Raw genomic sequence first — 23246 nt, 5'->3', positions numbered from 1 at the left:
ACCTTATCTTGGAGCATGAAGCCCGCACCCTGAACGAGGCCCATGCCCATGGATCTGAAGCAGGTTGAAGCCGCTGCGCTCGCGTTGTCGCCTGACGAACGGGCCGAGCTCGCCGCCCGTTTGCTCGAGAGCGTGCACCTGGACGGCGATTGGAAAGACCCGGCGGAAGTGGAGCGCGCCTGGGTCGAGGAAGCAAAGCGCCGTTCTCAGCTCTTCCATTCCGGGGAGATGAAGGGCATTCCTGCCGCGGAGGCGATCGCCCAGGCTCGTGCCGCTCTGCATAGCGCGTGAGGACGGTTACATTCGTGGATGCGGCTGCGGAGGAACTTCGGGAAGTTGTCAGCTTCCTCCACCGGCAGGCGCCTGGACGGGATGATCGTTTCCTGATCGAGCTTGGAGATGCCATCCAGCGGCTTGCGGAGAACCCATATGTCGGTCCATTGGTCGCGCCGGAGGTCCGCCGAGTAGGCCTACGGCGTTTCCCTTACAATCTCGTGTACGAAGTTCAGGCGTCTGACATCTACATCCTCGCGGTAGCGCATCAGCGGCGCGACCCCGGGATACTGGCAGAACCGGCTCTGAACTCGCGGCAACAGCCGATCGCTGCCGCACTCCCATGGAACGAGGCCCATGCCCTTGGATTTGAACGAGCTTGAAGATGCGGTGCTCGCCCTGCCGCCGGAGCGGCGCGGTTACCTGTTAGACCGTCTTTTGGCGAGTTTGGATGATGTCGCTGATTCGACCGACCCTAAGGAGGTCGAGCGCGCCTGGATTGAGGAAGCTGATCATCGTTATCAGGAGTACCTCACGGGCGAGGTTGGGACCATAACAGCCGCGGAAGCTCTCGGAGCCCGCGGGGACGGCGGGCACCGGTGTCGCATCACCGGGGGCTAAAGCCCCCGGCTGGAACCACGGGAAGGCGGCTGAAGCCGGCTCCAGAAGCGCGGCATCAGACCCGGAGTCCGCGAAGGCGGACTTCGTGCTGTTGTTGCCGCGAGTTCACTCGCCCGGCCCCAGCCCTCCCCCTCCGTTGACGGGTGCGGCATCGCAGCGTATCTTGTGAATGATTTCACAAGCGTGGGGCTGAATGTCGTCCTCCATCCGTTCCATGAAGAAGATCTCGGAGTCGGCGGTGCGCCGGCTGTCGCTGTACCTCCGCTTCCTGCAGGAAGCGGATGCGGCGGGTACGGATACCATTTCCAGCGGCGAGCTCGCGCGGCGCGGGGGGGCAACCTCGGCGCAAGTGCGCAAGGACCTGTCGCTGTTCGGGTCGTTCGGGAAGCGTGGGACCGGGTACTCCGTCAAGGAGCTTCTCCGGGAGATCCGCACGATCCTGGGGCTGGATCGCAGCTGGAAAGTGGCGCTGGTTGGGGCGGGGAAGCTGGGCTCGGCCCTCTTCTCGTACCGCGACTTCGAGGCGCGCGGCTTCCGCATCTGCGCCGTCTTCGACGCGGACCCGGACAAGGTCGGCGCGTCGTGGGGCGACCTCACCGTGCGGGCCGACGAGGAGATGGACCGCGTCCTCCGCGAGGAGGAGATCGACATCGCCATCGTCGCCGTGCCCGCGGATGCGGCGCAGGGTGTGGTGGACCGTGTGGTGGGGGCCGGGGTCCGCTCGATCCTTAACTTCGCGCCGGTGCGGCTGCGCGTTCCCAACCAGGTCATCCTCCGCAACGTGGACGTGACGCTGGAGCTGGAGGGGCTGTCGTTCGGCCTCAACGCACGATGATCCAACGATGAAGGCCGGACCCGCGTGGTCCGGCCTTCTCGCATAACATCGAACAGCATCACACAGAGGACACAGAGGGGAACCGCAAGCCGCGGAGAAAACCTTTTGCCGTTCTCGCTGTTGTCTTTGTGTCTCTGTGTGAGGCTGTTCCTATCCGGCGTTGCCGCCTTCCAGGCCAGCGGCTATAATCCGCGCCCGAATCCGAGGCCGGCTAGAGTAGACGAAACCGGCGTTGCGGTGTATCCACTCGGGGACCCAAAACCGACAGTCTGCTGGGACGAGACATGGTAGGCACGGAGGTACCGGACGGTTTGCGCTTCGAGCACACGGGATCGCTCGCGCAGCGGGCGCTTCAGGCGCTGGCCGCGGGTCCGCTGTCGACCGTGGAGATGGCCGCGCGGGTGATGGGGATCACGGGCGGCGGACCCGCGGCGGCGCGTGCGGTGTGGGCGCTGCTCGGGTCCGACGCGCGCTTCGCCGTGTCGTCCGAGGGCGTCTGGTCGCTGGCCCAGCCGGCGGCGGCGCCGGTCCGCAAGCTGCGCGCGGAGGAGTGGGTCGTGGTCGACTTCGAGACGACCGGCGGCTCCCCCAAGGGCGGGCACCGCGTGACGGAGGTGGCGGCGGTGCGCGTCTCCGGCGGGGAGATCCGCGACAGCTATTCGACGCTCGTCAACCCACAGCGCCGCATCCCCAGCATGATCACGGGGATCACCGGGATCACGCAGCAGATGGTGGAGACGGCTCCCTGCTTTCGCGAGGTGGCGCACCACGTGGGCGCGGCGGTGGAAGGGGCCGTGTTCGTGGCCCACAACGCGGCGTTCGACTGGCGCTTTCTCTGCCACGAGATGGAGATGGCCACCGGCGTGCAGCCGGCCGGGCGTCAGCTCTGCACGGTCAAAGTGGCGCGCAAGCTCCTCCCCAACCTCCCGTCGCGCGGGCTGGACGCGCTCTCGGTGTACTTCGGGCTGGAGATCGAGAACCGGCACCGCGCGCTCGACGACGCGGTGGCGACCGCGCACGTCCTGATGCGGCTGATCGAGATCCTGGAGGACCGCGGCATCCACGACTGGGAAGGGCTGGAGATGCTCCTGGGCGCGCGCAAGCCGAGGACGAGCCGCAAGCGCATCGCGTCGCCGCGCAGCATGGAGGCGGCGTGAGCGACGGGGTGCGCACGCGTACCCTGGGGAAGCTGCGCATCCACGCGCTGGAGGGCGGCACGCAGCGGCTGGATGGGGGCGCCATGTTCGGCGTGGTCCCAAAGCCGCTGTGGGAGCGCCGCATCCCCGCCGACGAGCGCAACCGCATTCCGCTGGCGATGCGCTGCCTCCTGGTGGAGACCCCGGACGAGCTGGTGCTGATCGAGACGGGGCTGGGGAACAAGGAGGACGAGAAGTTCCGCGGCATCTACGGCGTGGACAATGCATCGGGGGCCGGGCGCCCGGACCGCGTGCACGATTCGCTGGCCGCCGCAGGCTTCCGCGCGGAGGACGTGGGGATCGTCATCAACACGCACCTCCACTTCGATCACGCGGGCGGCAACACGTACCGCGACGAGTCGGGCGAGGTGCGCCTCTCCTTCCCCAACGCGCGCTACTTCGTGCAGCGCGGCGAGTGGGATTGGGCGCACCTGAAGAACGAGCGGACGCAGGCGAGCTACCTGCCGGACAACTTCGAGCCGGTGATGGCGGCGGGGCGGCTGGAGCTGGTGGAGGGGGACGTGGAGATCGTGCCCGGCATCTCGGTCTTTCGCACGCCGGGGCACTGCCCGCACCACCAATCGGTGCTGGTGACGTCGGGCGGCGAGACGGCGTGCTTTCTGGCCGACGTCCTCCCCACCTTTGCCCACCTCCCTCTCCCGTGGATCATGGGCTACGACGTGGAGCCGCTGGTCACGCTCGAATCGAAGCGCGCGCTGCTGCGCCGAGCCATGGAGGAGCGCTGGCTGCTGGTGTCGAACCACGATCCGGTGACGGCGTGGGGGTATGCGGTGGCGGAGGGGAAGGGGGTACGGCTGGAAGGAGAGTCCTAAGTGCTAAGTGCTGAACTGCAGTTACTTAGCACTTGGGACTCAGCACTTAGCACTTGCAGTTAACCATCATCACGGAACGAAAACATGATCAATATCGCACGCGACCCGCGGACCACGCCCGTCATCGTCAGCGCAGTGAGGACGCCGATCGGGCGCTTCCTGGGCGGCCTTTCCTCCCTCTCCGCGCCCGATCTGGGTGGGATCGCGCTGCGCGAGGCGGTGGCGCGCGCCGGCATCCCGGCGGAGGACGTGGAAGAGGTCATCATGGGGAACGTGGTGCAGGGCGGGGTAGGGCAGGCCCCCGCGCGCCAGGCCGTCATCAAGGCCGGGCTCCCCTCCGGCATCTCCGCGCTCACCATCAACAAGGTGTGCGGCAGCGGGCTCAAGGCCGTGATGCTGGCGGCGCAGAGCATCCGCGCCGGCGACACGCAGGTGATCCTCGCCGGCGGGCAGGAGAGCATGTCCAACGCTCCCTACTACGTCTACGGGATGCGCAACGGCGTCAAGTTCGGCGACCAGACGATGGTGGACGGGCTGGTGCGCGATGGACTGTGGTGCTCGTTCTGCGAGGTTCACATGGGCGGGCACGCGGAGTACACGGCCAAGAAGGCTGGGATCTCCCGCCAGCAGGCCGACGAGTTCTCCGTGAACTCGCACCGCAAGGCGATCGCGGCCGTTCAGGCCGGCAAGTTCACCGAGGAGATCGTCCCGGTGGAGATCGCCGGGCGCAAGGGGACGACGGTGGTGGACGCGGACGAGGGCCCGCGCGCCGACTCGTCGCTGGAGAGCTTGGGCAAACTGAAGCCGGCCTTCGTCAAGGATGCCCCCAAGGACGTCACCGACCCAGTGGTGACGGCAGGCAACGCCTCGTCGATGAACGACGGCGCTTCGGCGGTGCTGGTGGTATCGGAGGAGTATGCGCGCGCGCACGGGCTCACCGTCCTGGGCCGCATCACCGCCTACTCCACCGGCGCGGTGGAGCCGAACGAGCTCTTCTTCGCGCCCATCCAGGCGGTAAAGCGGCTGATGAAGAAGACCGGCACCGGCATCAGCGACTTCGACCTGATCGAGGCCAACGAGGCGTTCGCCGTGCAGGCGCTCGCGAACGGCCAGGGGCTGGAGTGGGACTGGGACCGCGTCAACGTGAACGGCGGCGCGGTTGCGCTGGGCCACCCCATCGGCGCCTCGGGCGCGCGCGTCCTCACCACGCTTCTCCACGCCATGAAGGACCGCGACGCCGCGACCGGCCTCGCAACGCTCTGCCTGGGCGGCGGCGATGCGGTGGCGCTGTCGGTGGAGCGGGTGTAAGCCGGGAACGGAAGTGCTAAGTCCTAAGTGCTGAGTCCTGGGTGACCCGGGCCAGCACTTAGCACTTGGCACTTGGCACTTAGCACTTAGCACTTAGCACTTAGCACTTAGCACTTTCATCCTTCACCGCACCGATCCAAGATGATGAACACCCAGCGCGGCACCCTCGCCGGAACCCGGCTCGTCGCTTCCAAGCCGCTGCGGCGCGCGATCGGCGTCGTGGCGTTCGCGGCGGCGACGGCGTTTGGGGCCAAGGTGGCGATCCCGCTGCCGGGGACACCCGTGCCCTTTACGCTGCAGCCCCTCTTCGTGCTGCTGGCCGGCGCGGTGCTCGGGTCGAGGCTCGGCGCGCGCAGCCAGATGCTGTACCTCCTGGCTGGCATCGCGGGGCTCCCCGTGTTCGTGGCGGGCGGCGGCGCGGCGTACCTGCTGGGGCCCACCGGCGGCTACCTGATGGCGTATCCAGCCGCGGCGTGGCTCGCCGGCCTCGGCGCACGGGGCGGCACCGGGCGCGCGCTCGCCGGGCTGCTGGCGGCGCTGGCGGCCATCTACGCCGGCGGGCTGATCTGGCTCGCGATTGTCGGCTCCGTGACGGCGGCGGTGGCGCTGGGCGTGGCTCCCTTCCTCCTGGCCGACCTGGTCAAGGTGGGGATCGCACTCGCGGTGTCGCGCCGTGTAGGCAAGCGGGCGGGCGAGATCCTGGAGCGGTGACCGAGCAGGCGGAGGCCCCGCGCAGGACGGACGCGTTCTTTGGCCCGCACGGCGTGCGGACCGGGTGGCGCGTCCTCCTGTTTGGGGCTCTCCTCGTCACCTTCACCGTCCTCGTCCTCGCGCTCATCCTTGCGAGCAAGCTGTTCGATGAGATGACGGGCGGGTTCCTGGCGATGCTCGGGGGGGGGCTGCTGGCCAGCGCGGTGATGCTGCGCGCGGTGGACCGGCGGCCCTTCGGCGCGTTGGGCTTCGCGCTGGAGCCGCGGGCGGCGCGCGACTCCGCCGTGGGCTTCGGCGTGGGCGGCGGGCTACTGGGGGCGGCGGTAGTGCTCCTTGTGGTGGCGGGAACCGCGCGCTGGGTCGCCGACGCCGGGGGCATCCCCGAGTATGCTGCCTCGCTTGCCCGGGCCCTTGCGATCTTCACGGTGGCGGCGGCGGCGGAGGAGGTGGTCTTCCGCGGCTACGCCTTCCAGGCGCTGGTGCAGGGGACGGGCGTGTGGCCGGCGATCCTGCTGACCTCCGCGGCGTTCGCGGCGGGGCACGGCAGCAACCCGAACGTCACCTGGCTGGGGCTTGCGAACATCTTCCTCGCCGGCATCATGCTGGCGGTGGCGTACCTGCGGACGCGCTCGCTCTGGTTCGCCACGGCGCTGCACGTGGGGTGGAACTGGGCGATGAGCGCGCTGCTCGACTTCCCGGTGAGCGGCGCGCAGTTCGACACCCCGCTCTACAGCGCACGTGAGCTGGGCGCCGACTGGTGGACGGGTGGCCCCTTCGGTCCGGAGGCGGGCCTCGCCGCCACTCTGGCGATTGTCGCGGGGACGGCGTGGATGATGCGCACGCCGCTCCTTTCGGCGTCGCCGCGCGTTCGCGCGCTGCGCCCGCTGGTGGATACGCGCCTGGGGGAGGCATGGAACGGCCGCTGAACTTCTGGGGGAGCGCGGCGGGAGTGGCGATGGCGTTCGCGAGCCTCGTCCCCGTCCTCTTCCCCTTCGCCCGCCTCGGCGCGGTGACGGCGGCGGACCGGGACCACATCTGGCTCCTGGCGGTCTTCACCGCCGGGGTGATGGCGATCCTCTTCGGAGCGGCGGCGTGGTTGGCGGGTCCCAAGATGCTCACCCTGCGCGACGTGGTGGAGAGCGGCGGCGTGGTCGAGGCGCGCGCCATCCGCGAAAAGGCGGACCGCGCCCGCGCCGCGACCCCCCGCTACGGCAACCCCGCCACCTGGCTCATCGCCACCGGCGGGTTCCTGGTGGGGATCTACTTCGTGCTGTGGATGGTGCGGTGAAGGGAAGGGCACCGCGGCATCACCGGGGGATGAATCCCCCGGCTGGAGCCACGGGAAGACCGCTGAAACGGTCTCGGAGGCCGCGGGGCACGCCGTTGTTCAGCCCCCTCTCTCGATAACGGCGAGGGCGGAGCCCTCTCCCGTTATCGGGAGAGGGGGCAGCGAGGTGACGAGCGGGGGTGAGGGCCACCGCAGTGCACCGCCAACACACCAGACGAAAGAGCATGGCTGAGATCAAAACGGTCGCCGTGATCGGCGCGGGGACGATGGGGAACGGGATCGTGCACGTCTTCGCGCAGAACGGCTTCGACGTGACGATGGTGGACGTGCGGCAGGAGGCGCTGGACCAGGCCCAGGCCACCATCCGCGGCAACATGGACCGGCAGATCAAAAAGGGCGCGCTCGCCGAGTCGGACCGCGACGCGGCGCTGGGGCGCATCACGGCGGCCACGGATCTGGCCGCGGTGTCGGGGGCTGACCTGGTGGTGGAGGCGGCGACGGAGAACCGCGACCTCAAGTTCCGCATCTTCGCGGACATGGACGCGCACGCGCCGGAGCACGCCATCCTCGCAACCAACACGTCGTCCATCTCCATTACAGAGATCGCGGCGCGGACGAAGCGCCCGGGGCAGGTGATCGGGATGCACTTCATGAACCCGGTGCCGGTGATGAAGCTCGTGGAGATCATCCGCGGCCTCGCCACCACCGACGAGACCACGCGCGCCACCGTCGCGCTCGCCGAGCAGCTGGGGAAGACGGTCGCCGAGGCGCAGGATTACCCCGGCTTCGTCGCCAACCGCATCCTGATGCCGATGATCAACGAGGCGGTCTTCTGCCTCATGGAAGGCGTCGCGGAGGCGGAGGCGATCGACACCGTGATGAAGCTCGGCATGAATCATCCAATGGGCCCGCTCGCCCTGGCGGACCTGATCGGCCTGGATACCTGCCTGGCCATCATGGAAGTGCTCCACAGCGGCCTGGGCGACGACAAGTACCGCCCCTGCCCCCTGCTGCGGAAGTACGTCGCCGCCGGCAAGCTGGGGCGGAAGACGGGCGAAGGCTTTTACAACTACTAGGGAACAGGGAATAGGGATTAGTGACCGCGCCGCGCCGCCCAGGCTTTTCCCTAATCCCTAATCCCTAATCCCTGGAGCCCGGCATGGCATCGAAACCCTGCACCGAGTGCGGTGGACGGATGGAAGAAGGCTACGTCGCGGACCGCGGAGACTACAACGTCAGCAGCGTGGCGGAGTGGGTCGAGGGCGCGCCCGAGATGGCGCGCTTCCTGGGGATGAATGCCGGCCTGAACGAGAAGAACCGCGCACGCCGCCCCATCGTGACGCTACGCTGCGTCCGCTGCGGGCTGCTCCGCTTCTACGCGCCCGACGCGTGAGATCACCCTTGCAACCGTTTTGATGACACCCGAGCAGCAGCAGATCCGCGATCTGGCCCGCGAGTTCGCCGACGGCGAGCTGCGGCCGCACGCGGAAGAGTGGGACCGCGACGCGCACTTCCCCCGCGAGGTGATCGGCAGCCTGGGCGAGCTCGGCTTCCTGGGGATGCTGATCCCCGAGGAGTGGGACGGGCTGGGGATGGACGCCACCACCTACCTGATCGCCCTGGAGGAGATCGCGCGCGGCGATGCGTCGGTGGCGGTGGCGATGAGCGTCCACAACTCGCTCCCCACCCAGATGATCCTGGCGCACGGCACCGACGCGCAAAAGGAGCGCTGGCTGCGCCCCATGGCGCGCGGCGAGCTGCTGGGCGGCTTCGCCCTCTCCGAGGCGGACGCGGGGTCGGACGCGGCCTCGCTCTCGGCGCAGGCAGTGAAGACGGACGGAGGGTGGGTGCTGAACGGCGCCAAGGCGTGGATCACCAACGGCGGCTTCGGCGACGTGATGGTGGCGATGGCCCGCACCGACACCCCCGGTGACCGCAAGGGCTCCAAGGGGATCGGCGCCTTCATCGTCCCCACCGATGCCGAGGGGTACCTGGTCGGCAAGAAGGAAGACAAGATGGGGCAGCGCGCCTCGGAGACGGTGGGGATCGCCTTCCGCGACCTCTTCGTCCCCGACGACCAGCTCCTCGGCGATCCGGCGATGGGGCTGATCTACGCACTCCAGGGGCTGGACAACGGGCGGATGGGGATCGCCGCGCTGGCCACCGGGATCGCGCAGGCGGCGCTGGAGCACTCGCTGTCGTACGCGGACGAGCGGAAGCAGTTCGGCACCTCCATCCGCGAGTTCCAGGGGCTGGGGTGGAAGCTGGCCAACATGGCGCTCCGCGTGGAGGCCGCGCGCGCGCTCACCCACCGCGCCGCCGCCGCCAAGGATGCCGGGGAGCCCGTCCGCATGCTGGCGTCCATGGCCAAGCTGTACGCCAGCGAGGCGGCCATGAGCGTGGCTACGGACGCGGTGCAGGTGCACGGAGGATACGGCTACGTGAAGGAGTACCCGGTGGAGCGGCTCTTTCGCGACGCCAAGGTCACCGAGATCTACGAGGGGACCAGCGAGGTCCAGCGCACGGTTATCGCGCGGGAGCTGTACCGGCAGTAGGTTACCGCGCGGCTCGCGACCCAATCGTCGCGCCGGCACGTGAAGGAGCCAGGGGAAGGATGCCCGGGCACTCACGCACTTCAAGCACTTCTGCACTGAGCCAGGGCATGGAACTGTTTTCGATGATCGGCGAGCACGAGCACGAGCAGGTCGTCTTCTGCTACGAGCCGTCGTGCGGGTACAAGGGGATCATTGCCATCCACAACACCGTGCTCGGGCCGGCGCTGGGCGGCACGCGCTTCTGGAACTACGCCTCGGACGAGGAGGCCTTCATCGACGCCCTGCGCCTGTCGCGCGGGATGACGTACAAGGCGGCGGTGGCGGGGCTCAACCTGGGCGGCGGCAAGTCCGTCATCGTGGGCGACCCCAAGACCACGCGCCGCGAGGAGATCTTCCGCGCCCACGGCCGCTTCGTGGAGACGCTCAAGGGCCGCTACATCACCGCCGAGGACGTGGGCACCTCGCCGGACGACATGGAGTTCGTGGCGATGGAGACGGAGAGCGTCACCGGCCGCCACGGCGCCTCGGGCGACCCGTCGCCGGTGACGGCGTACGGCGTGTACCAGGGGATCAAGGCGGCGGCGTTCGTGAAGTTCGGCTCATTCGAGCTCGCCGGAAAGACGGTGAGCGTGCAGGGCGTCGGCCACGTGGGCTACTACCTCTGCCAGTACCTGGCCTCCGAAGGCGCGCAGCTCATCGTAACCGACATCGACCAGGAGCGCGTGGGGCGCGTGGTGGAGGAGTTCGGCGCGCGGTCCGTGGGCCTGGACGCCATCTACGGCGCCGAGGCGGACATCTACGCCCCGAGCGCGCTGGGCGCCACCATCAACGACGAGACGATCCCGCTGCTCAAGGCCAGCATCGTGGCCGGCGCGGCGAACAACGTCCTCGCCGAGGCGCGCCACGGCGACGAGCTGCACCGCCGCGGCATCCTGTACGCCCCGGACTACGTGATCAACGCTGGCGGCCTGATCAACGTGTACGGCGAGCTGAACGGGTGGACGGCCGAGCGCTCCATGCGCAAGGCGGGCGACATCTACACCACGCTCGTGCAGATCTTTGAGCTGGCCGAGGCGGAGGGCATCCCCACCTACGTCGCCGCCGACGAGATCGCCGAGCGCCGCATCGAGTCCGTCGGCCGCATCCAGCGCACCTACGTCTGATCCCGCGGTTGATGGATGAAAAGAGGGGCCCGGCGCGGTGCGTCGGGCCCCTCTCGGTCATCAAAGAAAAAGCATCACACAGAGAGGACACGGAGGAGAACTGCAAGCCACAAAGAACCCCTCTTCGTTCTTCTTGCCGTTGACTCCGTGTCTCTGTGTGAGGCGCTTTTCAGTCGGTGCGCACCGGAGTGCGGCGAACCCATCCGAGCGCGATGGCGCCGCCCGTGGCGATCAGGGTGCCCAGCGCGGCGACGGCCGGGGAGTGGGCCACGAGTGCGTCCGCCATGGCGAGCCCGCCGAACGAGATGGCGCCGAGCGAGAGCGCGATGTGCGTGGAGCGGCGGTCTTCGGGGGCGGCGTGAATCTGTTCCAGCATATGTGCCTCACGTGTGGAGTTCGCGAATCGCGGTGGAGAGGGAGTGTTCCCCCTTGGACGGTGCTACGGTGCGTCCGCTCCACTGGTTTCACTCCGCCCCGCTCAGAGCCTGAAGTTCACCATCAGGACTTCGCCCGGCCCATCGTCGCCCAGCTCCTCGCACCGGGAGTAGCTGTCGTCCAGCCAGGGACGAATCCCGTCGATCGCGGCGTTCTCGTCGCCGCCGGCCTGGTGGGCCAGGAAGCGGGCCTCCTCCTCGTCGGCGGCGCGCACCACGAAGCCGAAGGCGCGGTTGGAGTAGGGCGTCCAGGGGTCCTTGCCGTCCACGCACCACCAGAGCGTGTCGTGGCGGGGGGTCAGTCTCCAGAACTTCATCGGTGCTCGCGTGCGGGTGGGTGCCGGGCGCTCCTTGCGCGCACAACGTAGCCCCGCGCGCCCGCCCGCGGGAGGGCGGGCGGTTGCGCGGCGCGCCCGCGGGTGTATCGTTCCACCCGGACCCCGTTTCTCCAACCCGTTCCGCGCGCAGACCATGAAGCGAGCCGCATCCGTCCTGGCACTCCTCATCCTGACCTCGTGCACCGGCCCGCGCCCGACGCAGGAAGACTACATCGCCGTCACGCGCCAGGTGATCTCCTTCATCCAGCAGGACTCGCGCACCCACATGCTCGGCCGTCCCTCCGACGGGCCGAATTGGGTGGACGTGAAGGGCTTCGCCGTCCGTGCCCGCCAGGTGACCGGCGACAGCATCCGCGTGGCGAACCTGATGGAGATCCTCGGCAAGCCACGCATCGCCGATCCCCGGCAGGTGCTCCTGATCGACGAAGAGGAGCGGGGCGGCCTCGGCGGAACGTGGGTGCGCGAGTACGGCAACTACGTCTCCCCCAACGTCGTGCGCTACACCCGCGACCAGATCACCCTGATCGTCGTCGGCTACACCACGGACCGGCGCACCTTCCCCACCGTGATCTGCGACCGCACCTGGCGCCTGCGCTACCGCAAGGAGGGCGGCCAATGGCGTCTTACGGAGAAGCAGCTGATGAAGAACTGCCCGGGCAACACGCCGTAGGGGGGAAGGCCCGGGGAAGGCCCCCTCCCCCGCTCGTCACCTCGCGGCCCCTCCCCCAATAACTACCTGGGGGAGGGGCGTATGCATGGATCAATGCGGTGCGCACGAATCGGTAGGAGCGCGATTTATCGCGCGCCCGTGTCCGCCCCTGCACCGCCGCCCGCCCAAACACCCGAACGTCGTAGGGGCCGCCCCACGTGGCTGCCCGTGCCCGCAACCGCACCGCCGCCCCTTCTCACACCGCGCCCTCGTAGGAGCAGACCTGCGTGTCTGCCCGCCTTTGCCCTTCCTCGACATCTGTCATCCTCGCCGCCCTATCTCCCGCCGCACCCGGTCAATATCCCACCCCGCGCGGCCACGCCGTGGCGATGAGCGCCTCCCAGGCGAGGGCGGTGCGGTAGGCGCGGTTGGACTCGGCCCAGCCGGCGATGCGGCGGGAGGCGTGGAGGAGGCGCGCCTCGTCGCCCGCCCCGATGCCGTCGCCCAGGCAGGCGAAGACGGCGAGCGGCGCCCACAGCTCCTGCGGCAGGCGCACCCCGCGCAGCGCGCCGAGCCGTCCCTGCTCATCCAGAGGGGCGCCGCGGGCTCGCCACGCGCGCGCATCGCGCAACGCCGTCCACACCGCGACCCCCGCCGTCGCGCCCAGCTCCGCCACCAGCAGACCCCCCTCCACCACCTCGTCCTCGCCGTTGCGGGGGGAGACGGCGGGGGGCGGGACGCGGGCGAGGAAGATCATGTCGCCGCGGGCGCCCGCAGCGCGGACGCCAGCTCCTCCACCTCCGCCAGAACGCGCGGGTCCACGCGGCGCAGCGGGCCGCGCAGAACGTGGCGGCACGCCTGGTCCAGCCGCGGCGCATCGCGCAGCAGGGAGGATGCGTGCGCCATGTCCACCAGGGCGCGGGCGAGCGTCTCGTCGTCTCCGCCGCGCTCCACGATGGTCCACGCGTCCCACCACGCCTCCTGGTAGAGCGGGCGGTTCCCCAGCCCCGCGGCCACGCGCGCCAGGAGCGCCAGCGTGGTCACCCGCTCGCCCGGCTGCACGCGCGTGGGGAGGAGCCGCTGGAGCGCGGGAAGCGCCCGCTCGAAGGTGCCGCGGAGCACCCACAGTCGTGCGAGGTCGTGCTGAAGCTCCGACTGCCGCGCGTGCCCGCGGCCGTACGCGCGCATCGCCAGGCGCGCGAAACGCTCCGCATCCTCGTAGTCGCCCGACTCCAGGGCGAGCAAGAAAAGGCCGTGCAGTGCGGTCGCGCGGATGGCAAGAAGCCCGTGCCGCCTGCTGGCGCGCGTCCCCTTGATCAGGGCGCGCCGTGCCGCCTCCGCGGAGCCGCGCCTGGTCTGGAGCCGCCCGAGCTCCACCCAAGCCTGCGCGTACGAGGCCCAGTCCCGCCGCCGCCGCGCCAGGCCGATCGTCCGCCTCAGCCACGTCTCCGCGCGCGCAAGGCGGCGGAAGTGGAGTGCCAGCACCCCCACGGCAAGCGCCGCGGACGCATCCTCGGGCGACGCCAGCGCGCCCGCCTGCGCAAACGCGAGCGAGGTGTTGGGCGCGCCCTGCTCCTGCGCCCAGCGCGACACCTGGAGGCACACCAGCGTCACGATTTCGGAGCTGGCGCCGGCCGGGTTCCCCACCAGCGCCGCCAGCGTGGTGAGCGAGACCTCCAGCGCGGGCTCCACCGCCGCCGCGCGCAGCAGCCTCAGCCGCTCCGCCGCCGCCGGCGCGGCGAAGAGCGCCGGGCGCTCCTCTGGCGCGACTTCGGCCCACAGCGTCACGTCGCGCAGCGAGTGCCAGAGGAGGAGCCCCACCTCGCCGCGCAGCTCTTCCAGGATCCCCGTGCCCTCCAGGGTCTCGTCTGGCTCGCGAAGAATGGCGGGAGGTATGCACCAGCGTCGCACTGTGTTACGGCGCGGAGTGCGCGCGCGTAATCGCGCGCTACGTGGTGTCGTCGGGTCCATGAGTGCCTCCGGGTAAGGCGCCGCGCCGCGAGGGCGGGTGCGGGGAGCCGGGTTGGCCGGGCGCGCCCCCGAGCGCGCTTCCAGCCGTCTCTGCGCGGTGTACCCTTGCGGGAGGAGCCTCCCCCAATGTACTCTTGCACAGAGATCCCACCCAAAAGTAGACAGAGTAGACGGGCGCAGTATAGCCCCTTGGATCGAGCGCGTCAATGGCGTCGAACGATGGGGCCGCACCGCTGGCCCGCCTGCGCGAAGCGGTCGAGCGGCAGGTGAGCGCGAGGTCGCTGAGGCACGCGGCCCGCCAGGTGGGGATGAGCCCGACCGGCCTTCAGAAGTTCCTGGCCGGGAGTGCCCCGTCGGATGCTACCTGCCGGAAACTGGAGCGCTGGGCGTTCGACAAGGCCGTCGCGGGCGAGCCCCCGACTGCCGAAACGGCGCTCGCCGTCCTTCGCCTGTTCGCGGGTGCGCTCCCTCCGCGCCGCCACCCGGAAGCGGTGGAGCGGCTGGTGGCCGTGCTGGAGGCCGCCTTCGACGACGGCGCCCGTCCCGCCTGGCTGGTGGAGGCCCGGAGCGCTCTCAATTCCGCTTCCGAAGGTCCAATCCCGTAGAACCCCCCGCATCGACATGAAAGCGCTGCCCTCGATATTCGCAGTCGCCGCCCTCGCGGTGCTCTCCCTCGCTGCGTGCGGCCGGGAGAAAGAGACCATCGTGCTGGGCGTAGCCGCGCCCCTGCAGGCGGCCAACGGCAAGTCCGTGGAGATGGCCGCCAGGATGGCCGTGGACGAGATCAACAGAGCCGAAGGGAACGATGGATTTACCTTCGCGCTCGAGATCCGTGACGACGAGCGCAGCGAGGCGAAGGGGATCGAAGTCGCGCAGGACCTGCGCGAGAACGAAAAGGTGGTGGCGGTGATCGGGCACGTGAACTCGGCCGTGTCGATCAAGGCGGCACCCATCTACAACATGCCCGCCGGCATGCACGACAGCATCGGCGGCGATCCGGTCGTGCAGATCTCTCCGGCGTCGAGCGCGCCGGCGCTCACCGGCGCGGGCCCGTGGACCTTTCGCGTGACCCCCACCGACCTGGAGTTCTCGCCCGCCCTGGCGCGACACGCGCGCGAGCGGCTGGGGAGCAGCAAGGCGGCGGTGATCTACGCCAACGACGAGTACGGGCAGGGGGTGACTTCGACTTTCGAGGCCGCCTTCCGCCGCCAGGGCGGGCAGATCGTCTCGACCGACCCCTACCTTCCCGACATCCTCAAGAACCCGGCGGCGCTGGACCCCTACCTGACGCGCGCCATCCGCCGCGGCGCCGACGCGCTGGTCATCGGTGGGCAGGCCGACGCGGGTGTGTCCATCATCCAGGCCGCGCGCCGGCTGGGCTACACCGGCCCCATTCTGGGGGCGGACGGGCTTACCGGGGTCAAGGACGCGCGCGGGGTGGGGGAGGGTGTGTTCGTGAGCTCCGCGTTCCTGCCGGACCTCAACACGCCCGCGGCGCGGAAGTTCGTCACCGCTTTCCGCGCGCGCTATAACACGTCGCCGGACCACCGCGCGGCGCAGACCTACGACATCGTCTATCTCCTCCATAGGGCCATCAACGAGGTGGGCCCGAACCGAGAGGCGATCCGCGCCTACCTCGAGCAGGTCGGCCGCCCCGGCGGGTCCCCGGCGTTCGACGGCGTCAGCGGCACCATCAAGTTCGACGAGAACGGCGATGTCGTGGAGAAGCCGGTCGTCATCGGCATCGTCCGCGGCAGCGAGCTGGTGACGGCACGGTAGGAACGTTGTTTCGCAGGAAGAAAACGCCCCCGGTCACGCGTGCCGGGGGCGTTTTGTGTTTGTCGGACGGGCGTTTGTCGATTCGCGGGCGGCGGAGCGGCGGCGGGCACGGGCAGCCACGCGGGGCGGCCCCTACCGGATTGGTGCGGGGGGTGGGAGTCGAGGTGGGAGCGAGGGAGGGCAGACACGCAGGTCTGCCCCTACCTATTGGGTGCGGAGGGCGACCGCCGATGAAGGAGCAGGGCGGGCGCGATAAATCGCGCCCCTACCGGACATCCGCGCAATACACGGAGTTCTCCCCCTCACCCGCCCTGCGCCCCCGCAGGCGGGGGAGGGGGCCGGGGGGAGGGGGCCCTTACGCCGCCCCGTACACCGGGATCGCCGACCCATTCGGCTCCTCGGCGGTGCCGGAGCAGAGGCGCACGATCTGCGCGGCGACGGTCTCCGGCTTGATCCAGGAGGCGGCGTCGGCATTGGGCATGGAGGCGCGGTTGGCGGGGGTGTCCAGCGTGCCCGGGAGGACGGCGTAGGAGCGGACGCCGGAGGGGCCGTACTCCTCCGCGATCACCTCGGTCAGCGTGAGGAGCGCGGACTTGGAGACGGCGTACGCCCCGTTGTTCGCGCGCGACTCGCGCGCGGCGCGCGAGGAGACGAAGACCAGCGTGCCGCCCTCCGTCATCACCGGCAGCGCGGCGCGGGCCACGAGGTAGGCGGAGCGCAGGTTGAGGTCCATCATCCGGTCCCACAGGTCGGTGGGGGTGTCCCCCAGCAGGACGCCGCCGGAATAGCCGCCCACCAGGTGCGCCACCGAGTCCAGCCGTCCCGTCCACTCCACCGCCTCGCGCACGGCGGCGGCCGCGCCGCGCTCGGTGGTCAGGTCCAGGAAGCAGGTGTCCACGCGGCCGCTGAACTCGTTCGCCAGGCCGTCCATCGCGTGCGCGTCGCCCTTGTGCAGGGGGACGAAGACGCGGTGGCCGGCGTCCAGGAAGGCGCGCGTGACGGCGCGGCCAAGGTTGCCTGCGCCGCCGGTGACCATCGTCACCGGTCCCGCGGTTTCATTGATCGGCATGGAGACGGCCGGTGGCGTGGGTGAGCTTGTTGAGGCGCTCGGCGAGCGCGGTAGTCAGGTCTTCGGAGCGGAAGCGCCACCCCCAGTTCCCTTCGGCAGTGCCGGGGACGTTCATGCGGTGGTCGCTTCCCAGCCCCAGCACGTCCTGCAACGGCACCACCGCCAGCGCGGCGGGGGACTGGAAGACGACCTCCATCATCCCCCAGTGCACCGACCGTTCCGGCGCGTCCGTCAGCCTGCGCAACCCCGCGCGGTCCCCCTCCGACGCGCCGCGGTACCATCCCAGCGAGGTGTCGTTGTCGTGCGTCCCCGTGTACGCGACGGTGTTCGCCTCGTAGTTGGCGGGGAGGTGCGGGTTCTCCTCGTCGTCGCCGAAGGCGAACTGCAGCACGCGGATCCCCGGCATCCCCAGCGACTCGCGCAACGCGTCGACTTCGGGGGTGATGATCCCCAGGTCCTCCGCGATCAGCGGCAGGGGTCCCAGCTCCTTCGCCACCGCGGCGAAGAGGCGCGATCCGGGGCCGGGCTGCCAGGTGCCGTTGAGCGCCGTCTCCTCGTCGGCCGGCACCTCCCAGTACGACTCGAAGCCGCGGAAGTGGTCGATGCGCGCCAGCTCCACCCACTCCAGTGTACGCCGGAATCGCTCCGTCCACCAGCGGAATCCGTCGCGCTCCATCACGTCCCAGCGGTAGTGCGGGTTTCCCCAGCGCTGCCCCGTCTCGCTGAAGTAGTCGGGCGGCACGCCCGAGACCACGCTCGGCATGCCGTGCGCGTCGAGCGAGAAGAGCTCGGGGTGCGCCCACACGTCCGCGCTGTCGTGCGCCACGAAGATGGGGATGTCGCCCACGATGGCGACTCCCGCGTCTGCGGCGTAGCGGCGCAGGGCGGACCACTGTCGGTCAAAGAGGAACTGCCCGAAGGCGTGCCGCTCCACCTGGTCCGCCAGCTCCTTGCGTGCCCTGCGCAACGCGGCTGGCTTGCGCGTGCGAATGCCGGGGTCCCAGCTCGTCCACGGCGGCCCCTGCGCGTCGCGGAGGGCGCGGAAGAGGGCGTAGTCCTCCAGCCAGTACGCGTGCTTTTCCCGATACGCGGCGAAGTCGTCGCGGAGCGCGGGGGCGCGGCCGGCTTTAAGACCCTCGTATGCGCGGCGGATGAGCGCATCGCTGCGGCGCGCGGCGGCGGCGAAGTCCACGCGCGGCAGCTGGGCGTCCTCGTCCGACTCCTCGATCAGACCCTCTTCCGCCAGGCGCCCCGCATCCAGGAGAAAGGTGTTGCCGGCCATCGCGGAAAGGCCGTTGTACGGCGATCCGCCCTCGTCCACCGCCACCAGCGGGAGCATCTGCCAGAGGCCCTGTCCCGCCTCCTTGAGCCAGTCCACGAAGCGGAACGCCTCGTCCCCCAGGGTGCCGATGGGACCGCCGGGGAGCGAGGTGGGGTGAAGGAGGACCCCGCTCCGCCTGCGCTCAGTAACGCTCTTCATTCAGCACCGGTGACGGGTAAAGCGGAATCCCGCCCACCGGGAGGACGTACGCCACTTCCGCGCCCTCCAGCGCGACCGTGGCGCCGAGCGGCTCCCCTTCCTCGGGCGCGTCGTCGCGGCAGACGCGGAAGAGGCGGTACTCGCCCTCCTTCTGGCTGTCCGGCGCCAGGGTGCCGATCGCGACTTCCCGCGCCGCCTTCACCTTGTTGACGAGGATCCATCCGAGGTCCGCGGTGGGCGTGTCGGCGGCGCGGCGCTCCAGCAGCAGCGTGTCGCCCCCCAGCCCGCCGACCGCGCGCAGCACCCCCTCGCCCTGCAGCAGCGCGTGACCGGTCTTCAACGCATGCACGCGCTTGATGAAGCGGCGCAGGTCCATCCGCCGCCGTTCCCAGTCGGTGGGCATGGTCTCCACCACGTTCACCTGCTTGCGGAAGCCGAACTCGTAGCCGATCGGCATCATGATCCCCGCCGAGAAGGCCGCCGCGAAGGCGTAGCGCTGCCGCTGAACCGCCTCGTCGCCATCCGTGTCCGCCGCCAGCCGCGAGGTGTCGTGCGACTCGGGGAAGGCGACGCTGGGCGCGATCGTGCGGAACTCCTCGTGCTGCTTCAGCGCCCATGGCTCGCGGAAATCCCACCACTTCGACGAGTTGAAGAAGAAGTCGAACCCGGCGTCCGCCAGTGCCGCGACGTCCTCCGTCGGCGCGCCCAGCGTCTCGGCGAAGAACTTCACCTCGCGGTCCACGCGGCGCGCTTCGTCAATCAGGTGGCGCCACAGCTCGGAGGGCACCTTGTACGCGGCGTCGCAGCGGAAGCCGCGGAAGCCCAGCTCGATCGAGTCCCGCACCAGCTCCGTCCAGTACGCCCACAGTGCCTCGCGGCCGTGGTGCGTCTCGTTGTCGATCTCCGCCAGGTCGCCCCAGGTGGTGATCCTGGATGGGTCGTCCGGATCGACGACGAAGGGGCTGCGCACCTCGCCCCGCTCGTCGCGCACGTACCACTCGGGGTGCTCCTGGATGAGCGGCGAGTCCTTGGCCGTGTGGTTGATGACCAGGTCCATGATCGGCTGCACGCCCAGCGCGGAGATCTCCGCCAGCGCGGCACGGAGCGGCTCCAGGCTCATCGGGTCCGCCCCGGTGGGTACGAAGAGCGGGTTGAGCCGGCGGTACTCCTTGACGGCATACAGGCTGCCGCTGAACCCCGGGTAGTGCCAGGGGTTGAGGTACACCCAGTCGAACCCCATGTCGCGCGCGCGGCGGGCATGCTCCGCCCACCGCGTCGTGGGGCCCACCAGCCGCTGGAAGAGGTTGTAGATGCGCGGCGTCACGCTGCGCCCCCCAGGATCGAGCGGATCCCCTCCAGCGGCACCCAGATCCAGTCCGGCCGGTTGTTCATCTCGTACCCCAGCTCGTACACCGCCTTCTCCAGCTCGAACACCGCCAGCGTCCGCGCGAACAGCTCCGCGTCGGCCGGCACGATGGGTGAGCCCGCCACCGTCGCGCGGTAGGCGTCCAGGAAGAGGGTGCGGGCCTCGCGCTCCCACGCCGCCGCCCACCGCTCCAGCGACATCCGGGTGCGGTAGTCGTCGGTGCGGTACTCCTTGAGCGCCACGCGCACGGCGTAGTTGAAGGAGCGCAGCATTCCCGCCACGTCGCGCAGCGGCGAGCCCTTGGCGCGGCGCTCGGCGAGCGGGCGCGCCGGCTCTCCCTCGTAGTCCAGGATGTACCACTCGGACCCGTCTGGCCCCGGCTTCTCCGCGCGGAGCACCTGCCCCAGGTGGTAGTCGCCGTGGAAGCGGGTGCGCACCGTCCCCGCCTCCTCGAGCAGCCGCAGGTCGTCGCCGCGCTGGCGGACGTCGGCCGCGGAGCGCACCACGCCGCTCAGCTCGTTGAGAAGTGCGGACGGGAAGGCGCCCGGGATCTTTTCGAGACGATGCCCCAGCTCGCCCAGCACCTCGTCCACGTGCCGCGTGAAGGCGTCGGTGTACGCGCGCACCTCCGCGTCGCCCACCGGCTCCGGCGCGAACTCCGGCTCGTCCGGCCCGGCGGAGGCGAGCGCCAGATGCAGACGCGCGGTGGTGGCGCCCAGCCGCTCGATTGACGGGAAGAACTCGCCCGCCATCCGCCGCACCGCCTCCTGCCCCGCGACCGTCTCGGGGTCGGCGGCGCTGCGCGATGCGGCGCCCATGAAGCGCTCCAGCGCCTTCAGCGCCACGCTCCACGCATCCCCCGTGTTGGGAATGAAGGCGAAGAGCCCGGCCACCGACGACGTCTCGCCCGCCCCCTGGTGCTCGATCCACCCGCCCAGCGCCGGGAGGTTGCGGAAGCTGGTGCGCTCGGTGAGGAAGCGCGTCACCTCCAGGTCCGGGTTCATCCCCGCTTCCAGCTTGCGGAAGATCTTGAGGATGGCCGAGTCGCCGATGATCAGCGAGGTGTTGCTCTGCTCGGCCGAGATGGGGCGCACGGGCCCGCGCTGGTGGTCCAGCTCCTCGAAGGCGCGGCCACGCCGTGCCACCAGCCGCCCGTTCTGCCCGTCGATGACCGCTTCCTCGCGGATGGCGTCCAGCAGCGCCCCGGCGAAGCGGCGGTCGCCCAGCGCCTCGAATACGCGGAACTCACCCGCCTCGGTGGCCTGCGAGACGATCGCCTCCGGCGTCACCCCTGGCTGCAGGGTGGGGTGCAGCGAGAGCGGGAGGAAGTACACCTCCGGCTCGCCCTCTTCGTATCTCACCCGCAGCACCGACGCGATGGCGCGCGGCCCTCGCTCGGGACGCACGATGGCGTGGTCCACCAGTTCCGTGGAGAGGATCTCGCGCGCCTTGCCGCGGAACCAGCGCTGGGCGCGCAGCCACTCGTGCGGCACGGCGGCGACCATCCCCGCCAGCACCCCGGCGTCCTCGAAGACGCGCGCCTCCGCCTCCGCCCACTCGGCCGGCACGTCGTTCCCCGCGTCCGCTTCCACGCGCACCGGCCGCAGACCGAACCAGAAGAAGCCGTAGGGGCTCAGCGTCAGCGCGTACGGCGTCTCGTCGATGGGGAGGAACGACGTCTGCCCCAGCAGCTCCACCGGGATGCGCCCGGCGAAGCGCGCGAGGTCGAGCTGCACCGCCTGCGCCGTGCCCGAGAGGTTGTTGACCACCAGGATGGCGTCGCCCTCGTACTCGCGGATGTAGGCGAGGACGTGCGGGTTTTCCGGCTGCAGGAACTCGATGGTCCCGCGGCCGAAGGCGTGGTGCTGCTTGCGCACCGCGATCAGCCGCTTGGTCCAGTTGAGGAGCGAGAAGGGCGAGCGCTCCTGCGCCTCCACGTTGATCGCCTGGAAGCCGTACTGCGTGTCCGTGATCGGCGGCAGGAAGAGGCGCGCGGCCTCGGCGCGGCTGAACCCGGCGTTGCGGTCCGGCGACCACTGCATGGGCGTGCGCACCCCGTCTCGGTCGCCCAGGAAGACGTTGTCGCCCATCCCCAGCTCGTCACCGTAGTACACGATGGGCGAGCCCGGCATGGTGAAGAGGATCGAGTTGAGGAGCTCGATCTTGCGCCGGTCGTTGTCCATCAGCGGCGCCAGCCGGCGGCGGATGCCCAGGTTGAGGCGCATGCGCGGGTCGGCGGCGTACTCGCGGTACATGTAGTCGCGCTCCTCGTCGGTCACCATCTCCAGGGTGAGCTCGTCGTGGTTGCGCAGGAACATGCACCACTGGCAGTCGTCGGGGATCGGCGGGGTGCGCTCGATGATCTCCACGATCGGCTTCCGGATCCCCTGGCGCACCGCCATGAAGATGCGCGGCATCAGCGGGAAGTGGAACGCCATCTGGAACTCGTCGCCGTCACCGAAGTAGGGGCGCACGTCCTCGGGCCACTGGTTGGCCTCGGCCAGCAGGATGCGCCCGGGGTACTTGGCGTCCAGGCGGGTGCGGAACTCCTTGAGGATGTCGTGCGTCTCGGGGAGGTTCTCGCAGATCGTCCCCTCGCGCTCGATCAGGTACGGCACCGCGTCCGCCCGGAAGCCGTCCAGCCCGCGGTCCAGCCAGAACTCCATCACCTGGAACATCGCCTCCTTCACGGCGGGGTTGTCCCAGTTGAGGTCCGGCTGGTGGCTGAAGAAGCGATGCCAGTAGTACTGCCCCGCCACCGGGTCCCAGGTCCAGTTGCTCGGCTCCGTGTCGGTGAAGATGACGCGGGCCTCCTTGTACACCGTGTCGTCGTCCGACCACACGTAGAAGTCGCGCTCCGGCGAGCCCCTGGGCGCGCGGCGGGCGCGCTGGAACCAGGGGTGGTCGCTGGAGGTGTGGTTGAGCACCAGGTCCGAGATCACGCGCAGGCCGCGGCGGTGCGCCTCCTCCATGAAGCGCGTGAAGTCATCCACCGACCCGTACGACGGGTGGATGTTGTAGTAGTCGGCGATGTCGTACCCGTCGTCGCGCAGCGGCGAGGGGTAGTAGGGAAGGAGCCAGATGACGTCCACGCCCAGGCTCTGCACGTAGTCCAGGCGCTGCATCAGCCCGGCGAAGTCGCCGATCCCGTCGGCGTTGGAGTCCTGGAAGGCCTTGACGTGGATCTCGTAAAAGACGGCGTCCTTGTACCAGAGCGGGTCGGAAGCGCTCAACTGGGGCGGTCTCCTGGTAGGGTTCGGGGCCGGCGAACGGCGCGTGCCGCAGCCATGATCGGCTCGGCTCAGGGGGCCGCCGCGTTGCAGGAAATGCGCCCGCCCCGCCTCAGCCGCCACCGTCGCGCCACCCCGCGAACCGGC

At 70.0% G+C, this 23246-nt stretch carries 23 protein-coding genes; 15 read left to right on the top strand and 8 right to left on the bottom strand.

What is annotated here, in order from left to right; translation table 11 throughout:
- The first annotated feature begins 48 nt into the window (after nucleotides 1–48).
- The 12 genes from VF584_08755 to VF584_08700 all read left to right on the top strand — a co-directional run bounded on the left by VF584_08755 (nucleotide 49) and on the right by VF584_08700 (nucleotide 10783).
- Nucleotides 49–291 carry an addiction module protein gene (locus tag VF584_08755; GenBank protein HEX8210265.1) on the top strand — a complete coding sequence of 81 codons (243 nt, stop codon included), beginning with the start codon at nucleotides 49–51 and terminating at the stop codon, nucleotides 289–291.
- Nucleotides 292–1108: 817 nt separating this feature from the next.
- Nucleotides 1109–1729: a redox-sensing transcriptional repressor Rex gene (locus VF584_08750; GenBank protein ID HEX8210264.1), complete on the top strand. Its 621-nt coding sequence runs from the start codon at nucleotides 1109–1111 to the stop codon at nucleotides 1727–1729.
- Between the two features lie 311 nt (nucleotides 1730–2040).
- Complete coding sequence (locus VF584_08745; protein ID HEX8210263.1) at nucleotides 2041–2886, top strand: 3'-5' exonuclease; 846 nt, start codon at nucleotides 2041–2043, stop codon at nucleotides 2884–2886.
- Nucleotides 2883–3758 (top strand): MBL fold metallo-hydrolase, encoded by an 876-nt coding sequence (locus tag VF584_08740; GenBank protein ID HEX8210262.1) that lies wholly within the window; start codon nucleotides 2883–2885, stop codon nucleotides 3756–3758. The genes VF584_08745 and VF584_08740 overlap by 4 nt, the downstream gene beginning before the upstream one ends.
- Before the next feature lie 84 nt (nucleotides 3759–3842).
- A complete protein-coding gene (locus tag VF584_08735; protein ID HEX8210261.1) occupies nucleotides 3843–5066 on the top strand; it encodes an acetyl-CoA C-acetyltransferase in 1224 nt (407 codons plus the stop codon).
- 141 nt (nucleotides 5067–5207) lie between these two features.
- Complete coding sequence (locus VF584_08730; GenBank protein ID HEX8210260.1) at nucleotides 5208–5777, top strand: biotin transporter BioY; 570 nt, start codon at nucleotides 5208–5210, stop codon at nucleotides 5775–5777.
- On the top strand, nucleotides 5774–6703 hold the full coding sequence (locus tag VF584_08725; protein ID HEX8210259.1) for a type II CAAX endopeptidase family protein: 930 nt from the start codon (nucleotides 5774–5776) through the stop codon (nucleotides 6701–6703). The genes VF584_08730 and VF584_08725 overlap by 4 nt, the downstream gene beginning before the upstream one ends.
- On the top strand, nucleotides 6688–7065 hold the full coding sequence (locus tag VF584_08720) for a hypothetical protein (GenBank protein ID HEX8210258.1): 378 nt from the start codon (nucleotides 6688–6690) through the stop codon (nucleotides 7063–7065). Before VF584_08725 ends, VF584_08720 begins: the two co-directional genes overlap by 16 nt.
- A 224-nt stretch (nucleotides 7066–7289) precedes the next feature.
- Nucleotides 7290–8141 carry a 3-hydroxybutyryl-CoA dehydrogenase gene (locus VF584_08715; GenBank protein ID HEX8210257.1) on the top strand — a complete coding sequence of 284 codons (852 nt, stop codon included), beginning with the start codon at nucleotides 7290–7292 and terminating at the stop codon, nucleotides 8139–8141.
- Nucleotides 8142–8224: 83 nt separating this feature from the next.
- Nucleotides 8225–8458 (top strand): hypothetical protein, encoded by a 234-nt coding sequence (locus VF584_08710; protein HEX8210256.1) that lies wholly within the window; start codon nucleotides 8225–8227, stop codon nucleotides 8456–8458.
- Nucleotides 8459–8480: 22 nt separating this feature from the next.
- On the top strand, nucleotides 8481–9620 hold the full coding sequence (locus tag VF584_08705) for an acyl-CoA dehydrogenase family protein (GenBank protein ID HEX8210255.1): 1140 nt from the start codon (nucleotides 8481–8483) through the stop codon (nucleotides 9618–9620).
- Between the two features lie 107 nt (nucleotides 9621–9727).
- Nucleotides 9728–10783: a Glu/Leu/Phe/Val dehydrogenase gene (locus tag VF584_08700; GenBank protein HEX8210254.1), complete on the top strand. Its 1056-nt coding sequence runs from the start codon at nucleotides 9728–9730 to the stop codon at nucleotides 10781–10783.
- A gap of 169 nt (nucleotides 10784–10952) precedes the next feature.
- On the opposite strand, the gene VF584_08695 is transcribed toward VF584_08700, so the two are convergent.
- A complete protein-coding gene (locus VF584_08695) occupies nucleotides 10953–11159 on the bottom strand; it encodes a hypothetical protein (protein HEX8210253.1) in 207 nt (68 codons plus the stop codon).
- A 102-nt stretch (nucleotides 11160–11261) separates the two neighbouring features.
- Nucleotides 11262–11534 carry a hypothetical protein gene (locus tag VF584_08690; GenBank protein HEX8210252.1) on the bottom strand — a complete coding sequence of 91 codons (273 nt, stop codon included), beginning with the start codon at nucleotides 11532–11534 and terminating at the stop codon, nucleotides 11262–11264.
- Nucleotides 11535–11688: 154 nt separating this feature from the next.
- Here VF584_08690 and VF584_08685 point away from each other — a divergent pair, with 154 nt between their 5' ends.
- Nucleotides 11689–12225, top strand: a complete 537-nt coding sequence (locus VF584_08685; protein ID HEX8210251.1) for a hypothetical protein — start codon at nucleotides 11689–11691, stop codon at nucleotides 12223–12225.
- A 334-nt stretch (nucleotides 12226–12559) separates the two neighbouring features.
- Here VF584_08685 and VF584_08680 read toward each other — a convergent pair whose 3' ends face one another.
- Complete coding sequence (locus tag VF584_08680) at nucleotides 12560–12961, bottom strand: hypothetical protein (protein HEX8210250.1); 402 nt, start codon at nucleotides 12959–12961, stop codon at nucleotides 12560–12562.
- Nucleotides 12958–14115, bottom strand: a complete 1158-nt coding sequence (locus tag VF584_08675) for a hypothetical protein (GenBank protein ID HEX8210249.1) — start codon at nucleotides 14113–14115, stop codon at nucleotides 12958–12960. The genes VF584_08680 and VF584_08675 overlap by 4 nt, the downstream gene beginning before the upstream one ends.
- Nucleotides 14116–14381: 266 nt before the next feature.
- On the opposite strand from VF584_08675, the gene VF584_08670 reads away from it, so the two are divergent.
- Both VF584_08670 and VF584_08665 read left to right on the top strand, forming a co-directional pair.
- Entirely contained in the window at nucleotides 14382–14780 is a 399-nt protein-coding gene (locus VF584_08670) for a hypothetical protein (GenBank protein HEX8210248.1), read from the top strand.
- A gap of 16 nt (nucleotides 14781–14796) precedes the next feature.
- Nucleotides 14797–15954, top strand: a complete 1158-nt coding sequence (locus VF584_08665; GenBank protein HEX8210247.1) for a branched-chain amino acid ABC transporter substrate-binding protein — start codon at nucleotides 14797–14799, stop codon at nucleotides 15952–15954.
- 355 nt (nucleotides 15955–16309) lie between these two features.
- Here VF584_08665 and VF584_08660 read toward each other — a convergent pair whose 3' ends face one another.
- Genes VF584_08660 through treS form a run of 4 tightly spaced genes read right to left on the bottom strand, consistent with a single transcriptional unit; the run spans nucleotide 16310 to nucleotide 23102 of the window.
- Nucleotides 16310–17023 carry an SDR family oxidoreductase gene (locus VF584_08660; GenBank protein HEX8210246.1) on the bottom strand — a complete coding sequence of 238 codons (714 nt, stop codon included), beginning with the start codon at nucleotides 17021–17023 and terminating at the stop codon, nucleotides 16310–16312.
- A complete protein-coding gene (gene malQ / locus VF584_08655; protein HEX8210245.1) occupies nucleotides 17010–18503 on the bottom strand; it encodes a 4-alpha-glucanotransferase in 1494 nt (497 codons plus the stop codon). The genes VF584_08660 and malQ overlap by 14 nt, the downstream gene beginning before the upstream one ends.
- Complete coding sequence (locus VF584_08650; protein HEX8210244.1) at nucleotides 18487–19827, bottom strand: hypothetical protein; 1341 nt, start codon at nucleotides 19825–19827, stop codon at nucleotides 18487–18489. The genes malQ and VF584_08650 overlap by 17 nt, the downstream gene beginning before the upstream one ends.
- Nucleotides 19824–23102, bottom strand: a complete 3279-nt coding sequence (gene treS, locus VF584_08645; GenBank protein HEX8210243.1) for a maltose alpha-D-glucosyltransferase — start codon at nucleotides 23100–23102, stop codon at nucleotides 19824–19826. Before treS ends, VF584_08650 begins: the two co-directional genes overlap by 4 nt.
- Between the last annotated feature and the right edge of the window lie 144 nt (nucleotides 23103–23246).

Source organism: Longimicrobium sp. (assembly GCA_036389135.1).
GTDB lineage: Bacteria > Gemmatimonadota > Gemmatimonadetes > Longimicrobiales > Longimicrobiaceae > Longimicrobium.
The sequence above is the reverse complement of the archived record's forward strand: the minus strand, read 5'-3'. Positions and strand labels throughout refer to the sequence as shown.

Coding starts and splice junctions, on each gene's coding strand:
- VF584_08755 (HEX8210265.1), top strand. CDS start 49: ATGGATCTGAAGCAGGTTGAAGCCGCTGCGCTCGCGTTGTCGCCTGAC.
- VF584_08750 (HEX8210264.1), top strand. CDS start 1,109: ATGAAGAAGATCTCGGAGTCGGCGGTGCGCCGGCTGTCGCTGTACCTC.
- VF584_08735 (HEX8210261.1), top strand. CDS start 3,843: ATGATCAATATCGCACGCGACCCGCGGACCACGCCCGTCATCGTCAGC.
- VF584_08730 (HEX8210260.1), top strand. CDS start 5,208: ATGATGAACACCCAGCGCGGCACCCTCGCCGGAACCCGGCTCGTCGCT.
- VF584_08720 (HEX8210258.1), top strand. CDS start 6,688: ATGGAACGGCCGCTGAACTTCTGGGGGAGCGCGGCGGGAGTGGCGATG.
- VF584_08715 (HEX8210257.1), top strand. CDS start 7,290: ATGGCTGAGATCAAAACGGTCGCCGTGATCGGCGCGGGGACGATGGGG.
- VF584_08710 (HEX8210256.1), top strand. CDS start 8,225: ATGGCATCGAAACCCTGCACCGAGTGCGGTGGACGGATGGAAGAAGGC.
- VF584_08705 (HEX8210255.1), top strand. CDS start 8,481: ATGACACCCGAGCAGCAGCAGATCCGCGATCTGGCCCGCGAGTTCGCC.
- VF584_08700 (HEX8210254.1), top strand. CDS start 9,728: ATGGAACTGTTTTCGATGATCGGCGAGCACGAGCACGAGCAGGTCGTC.
- VF584_08695 (HEX8210253.1), bottom strand. CDS start 11,159: ATGCTGGAACAGATTCACGCCGCCCCCGAAGACCGCCGCTCCACGCAC.
- VF584_08690 (HEX8210252.1), bottom strand. CDS start 11,534: ATGAAGTTCTGGAGACTGACCCCCCGCCACGACACGCTCTGGTGGTGC.
- VF584_08685 (HEX8210251.1), top strand. CDS start 11,689: ATGAAGCGAGCCGCATCCGTCCTGGCACTCCTCATCCTGACCTCGTGC.
- VF584_08680 (HEX8210250.1), bottom strand. CDS start 12,961: ATGATCTTCCTCGCCCGCGTCCCGCCCCCCGCCGTCTCCCCCCGCAAC.
- VF584_08670 (HEX8210248.1), top strand. CDS start 14,382: ATGGCGTCGAACGATGGGGCCGCACCGCTGGCCCGCCTGCGCGAAGCG.
- VF584_08665 (HEX8210247.1), top strand. CDS start 14,797: ATGAAAGCGCTGCCCTCGATATTCGCAGTCGCCGCCCTCGCGGTGCTC.
- VF584_08660 (HEX8210246.1), bottom strand. CDS start 17,023: ATGCCGATCAATGAAACCGCGGGACCGGTGACGATGGTCACCGGCGGC.
- malQ (HEX8210245.1), bottom strand. CDS start 18,503: ATGAAGAGCGTTACTGAGCGCAGGCGGAGCGGGGTCCTCCTTCACCCC.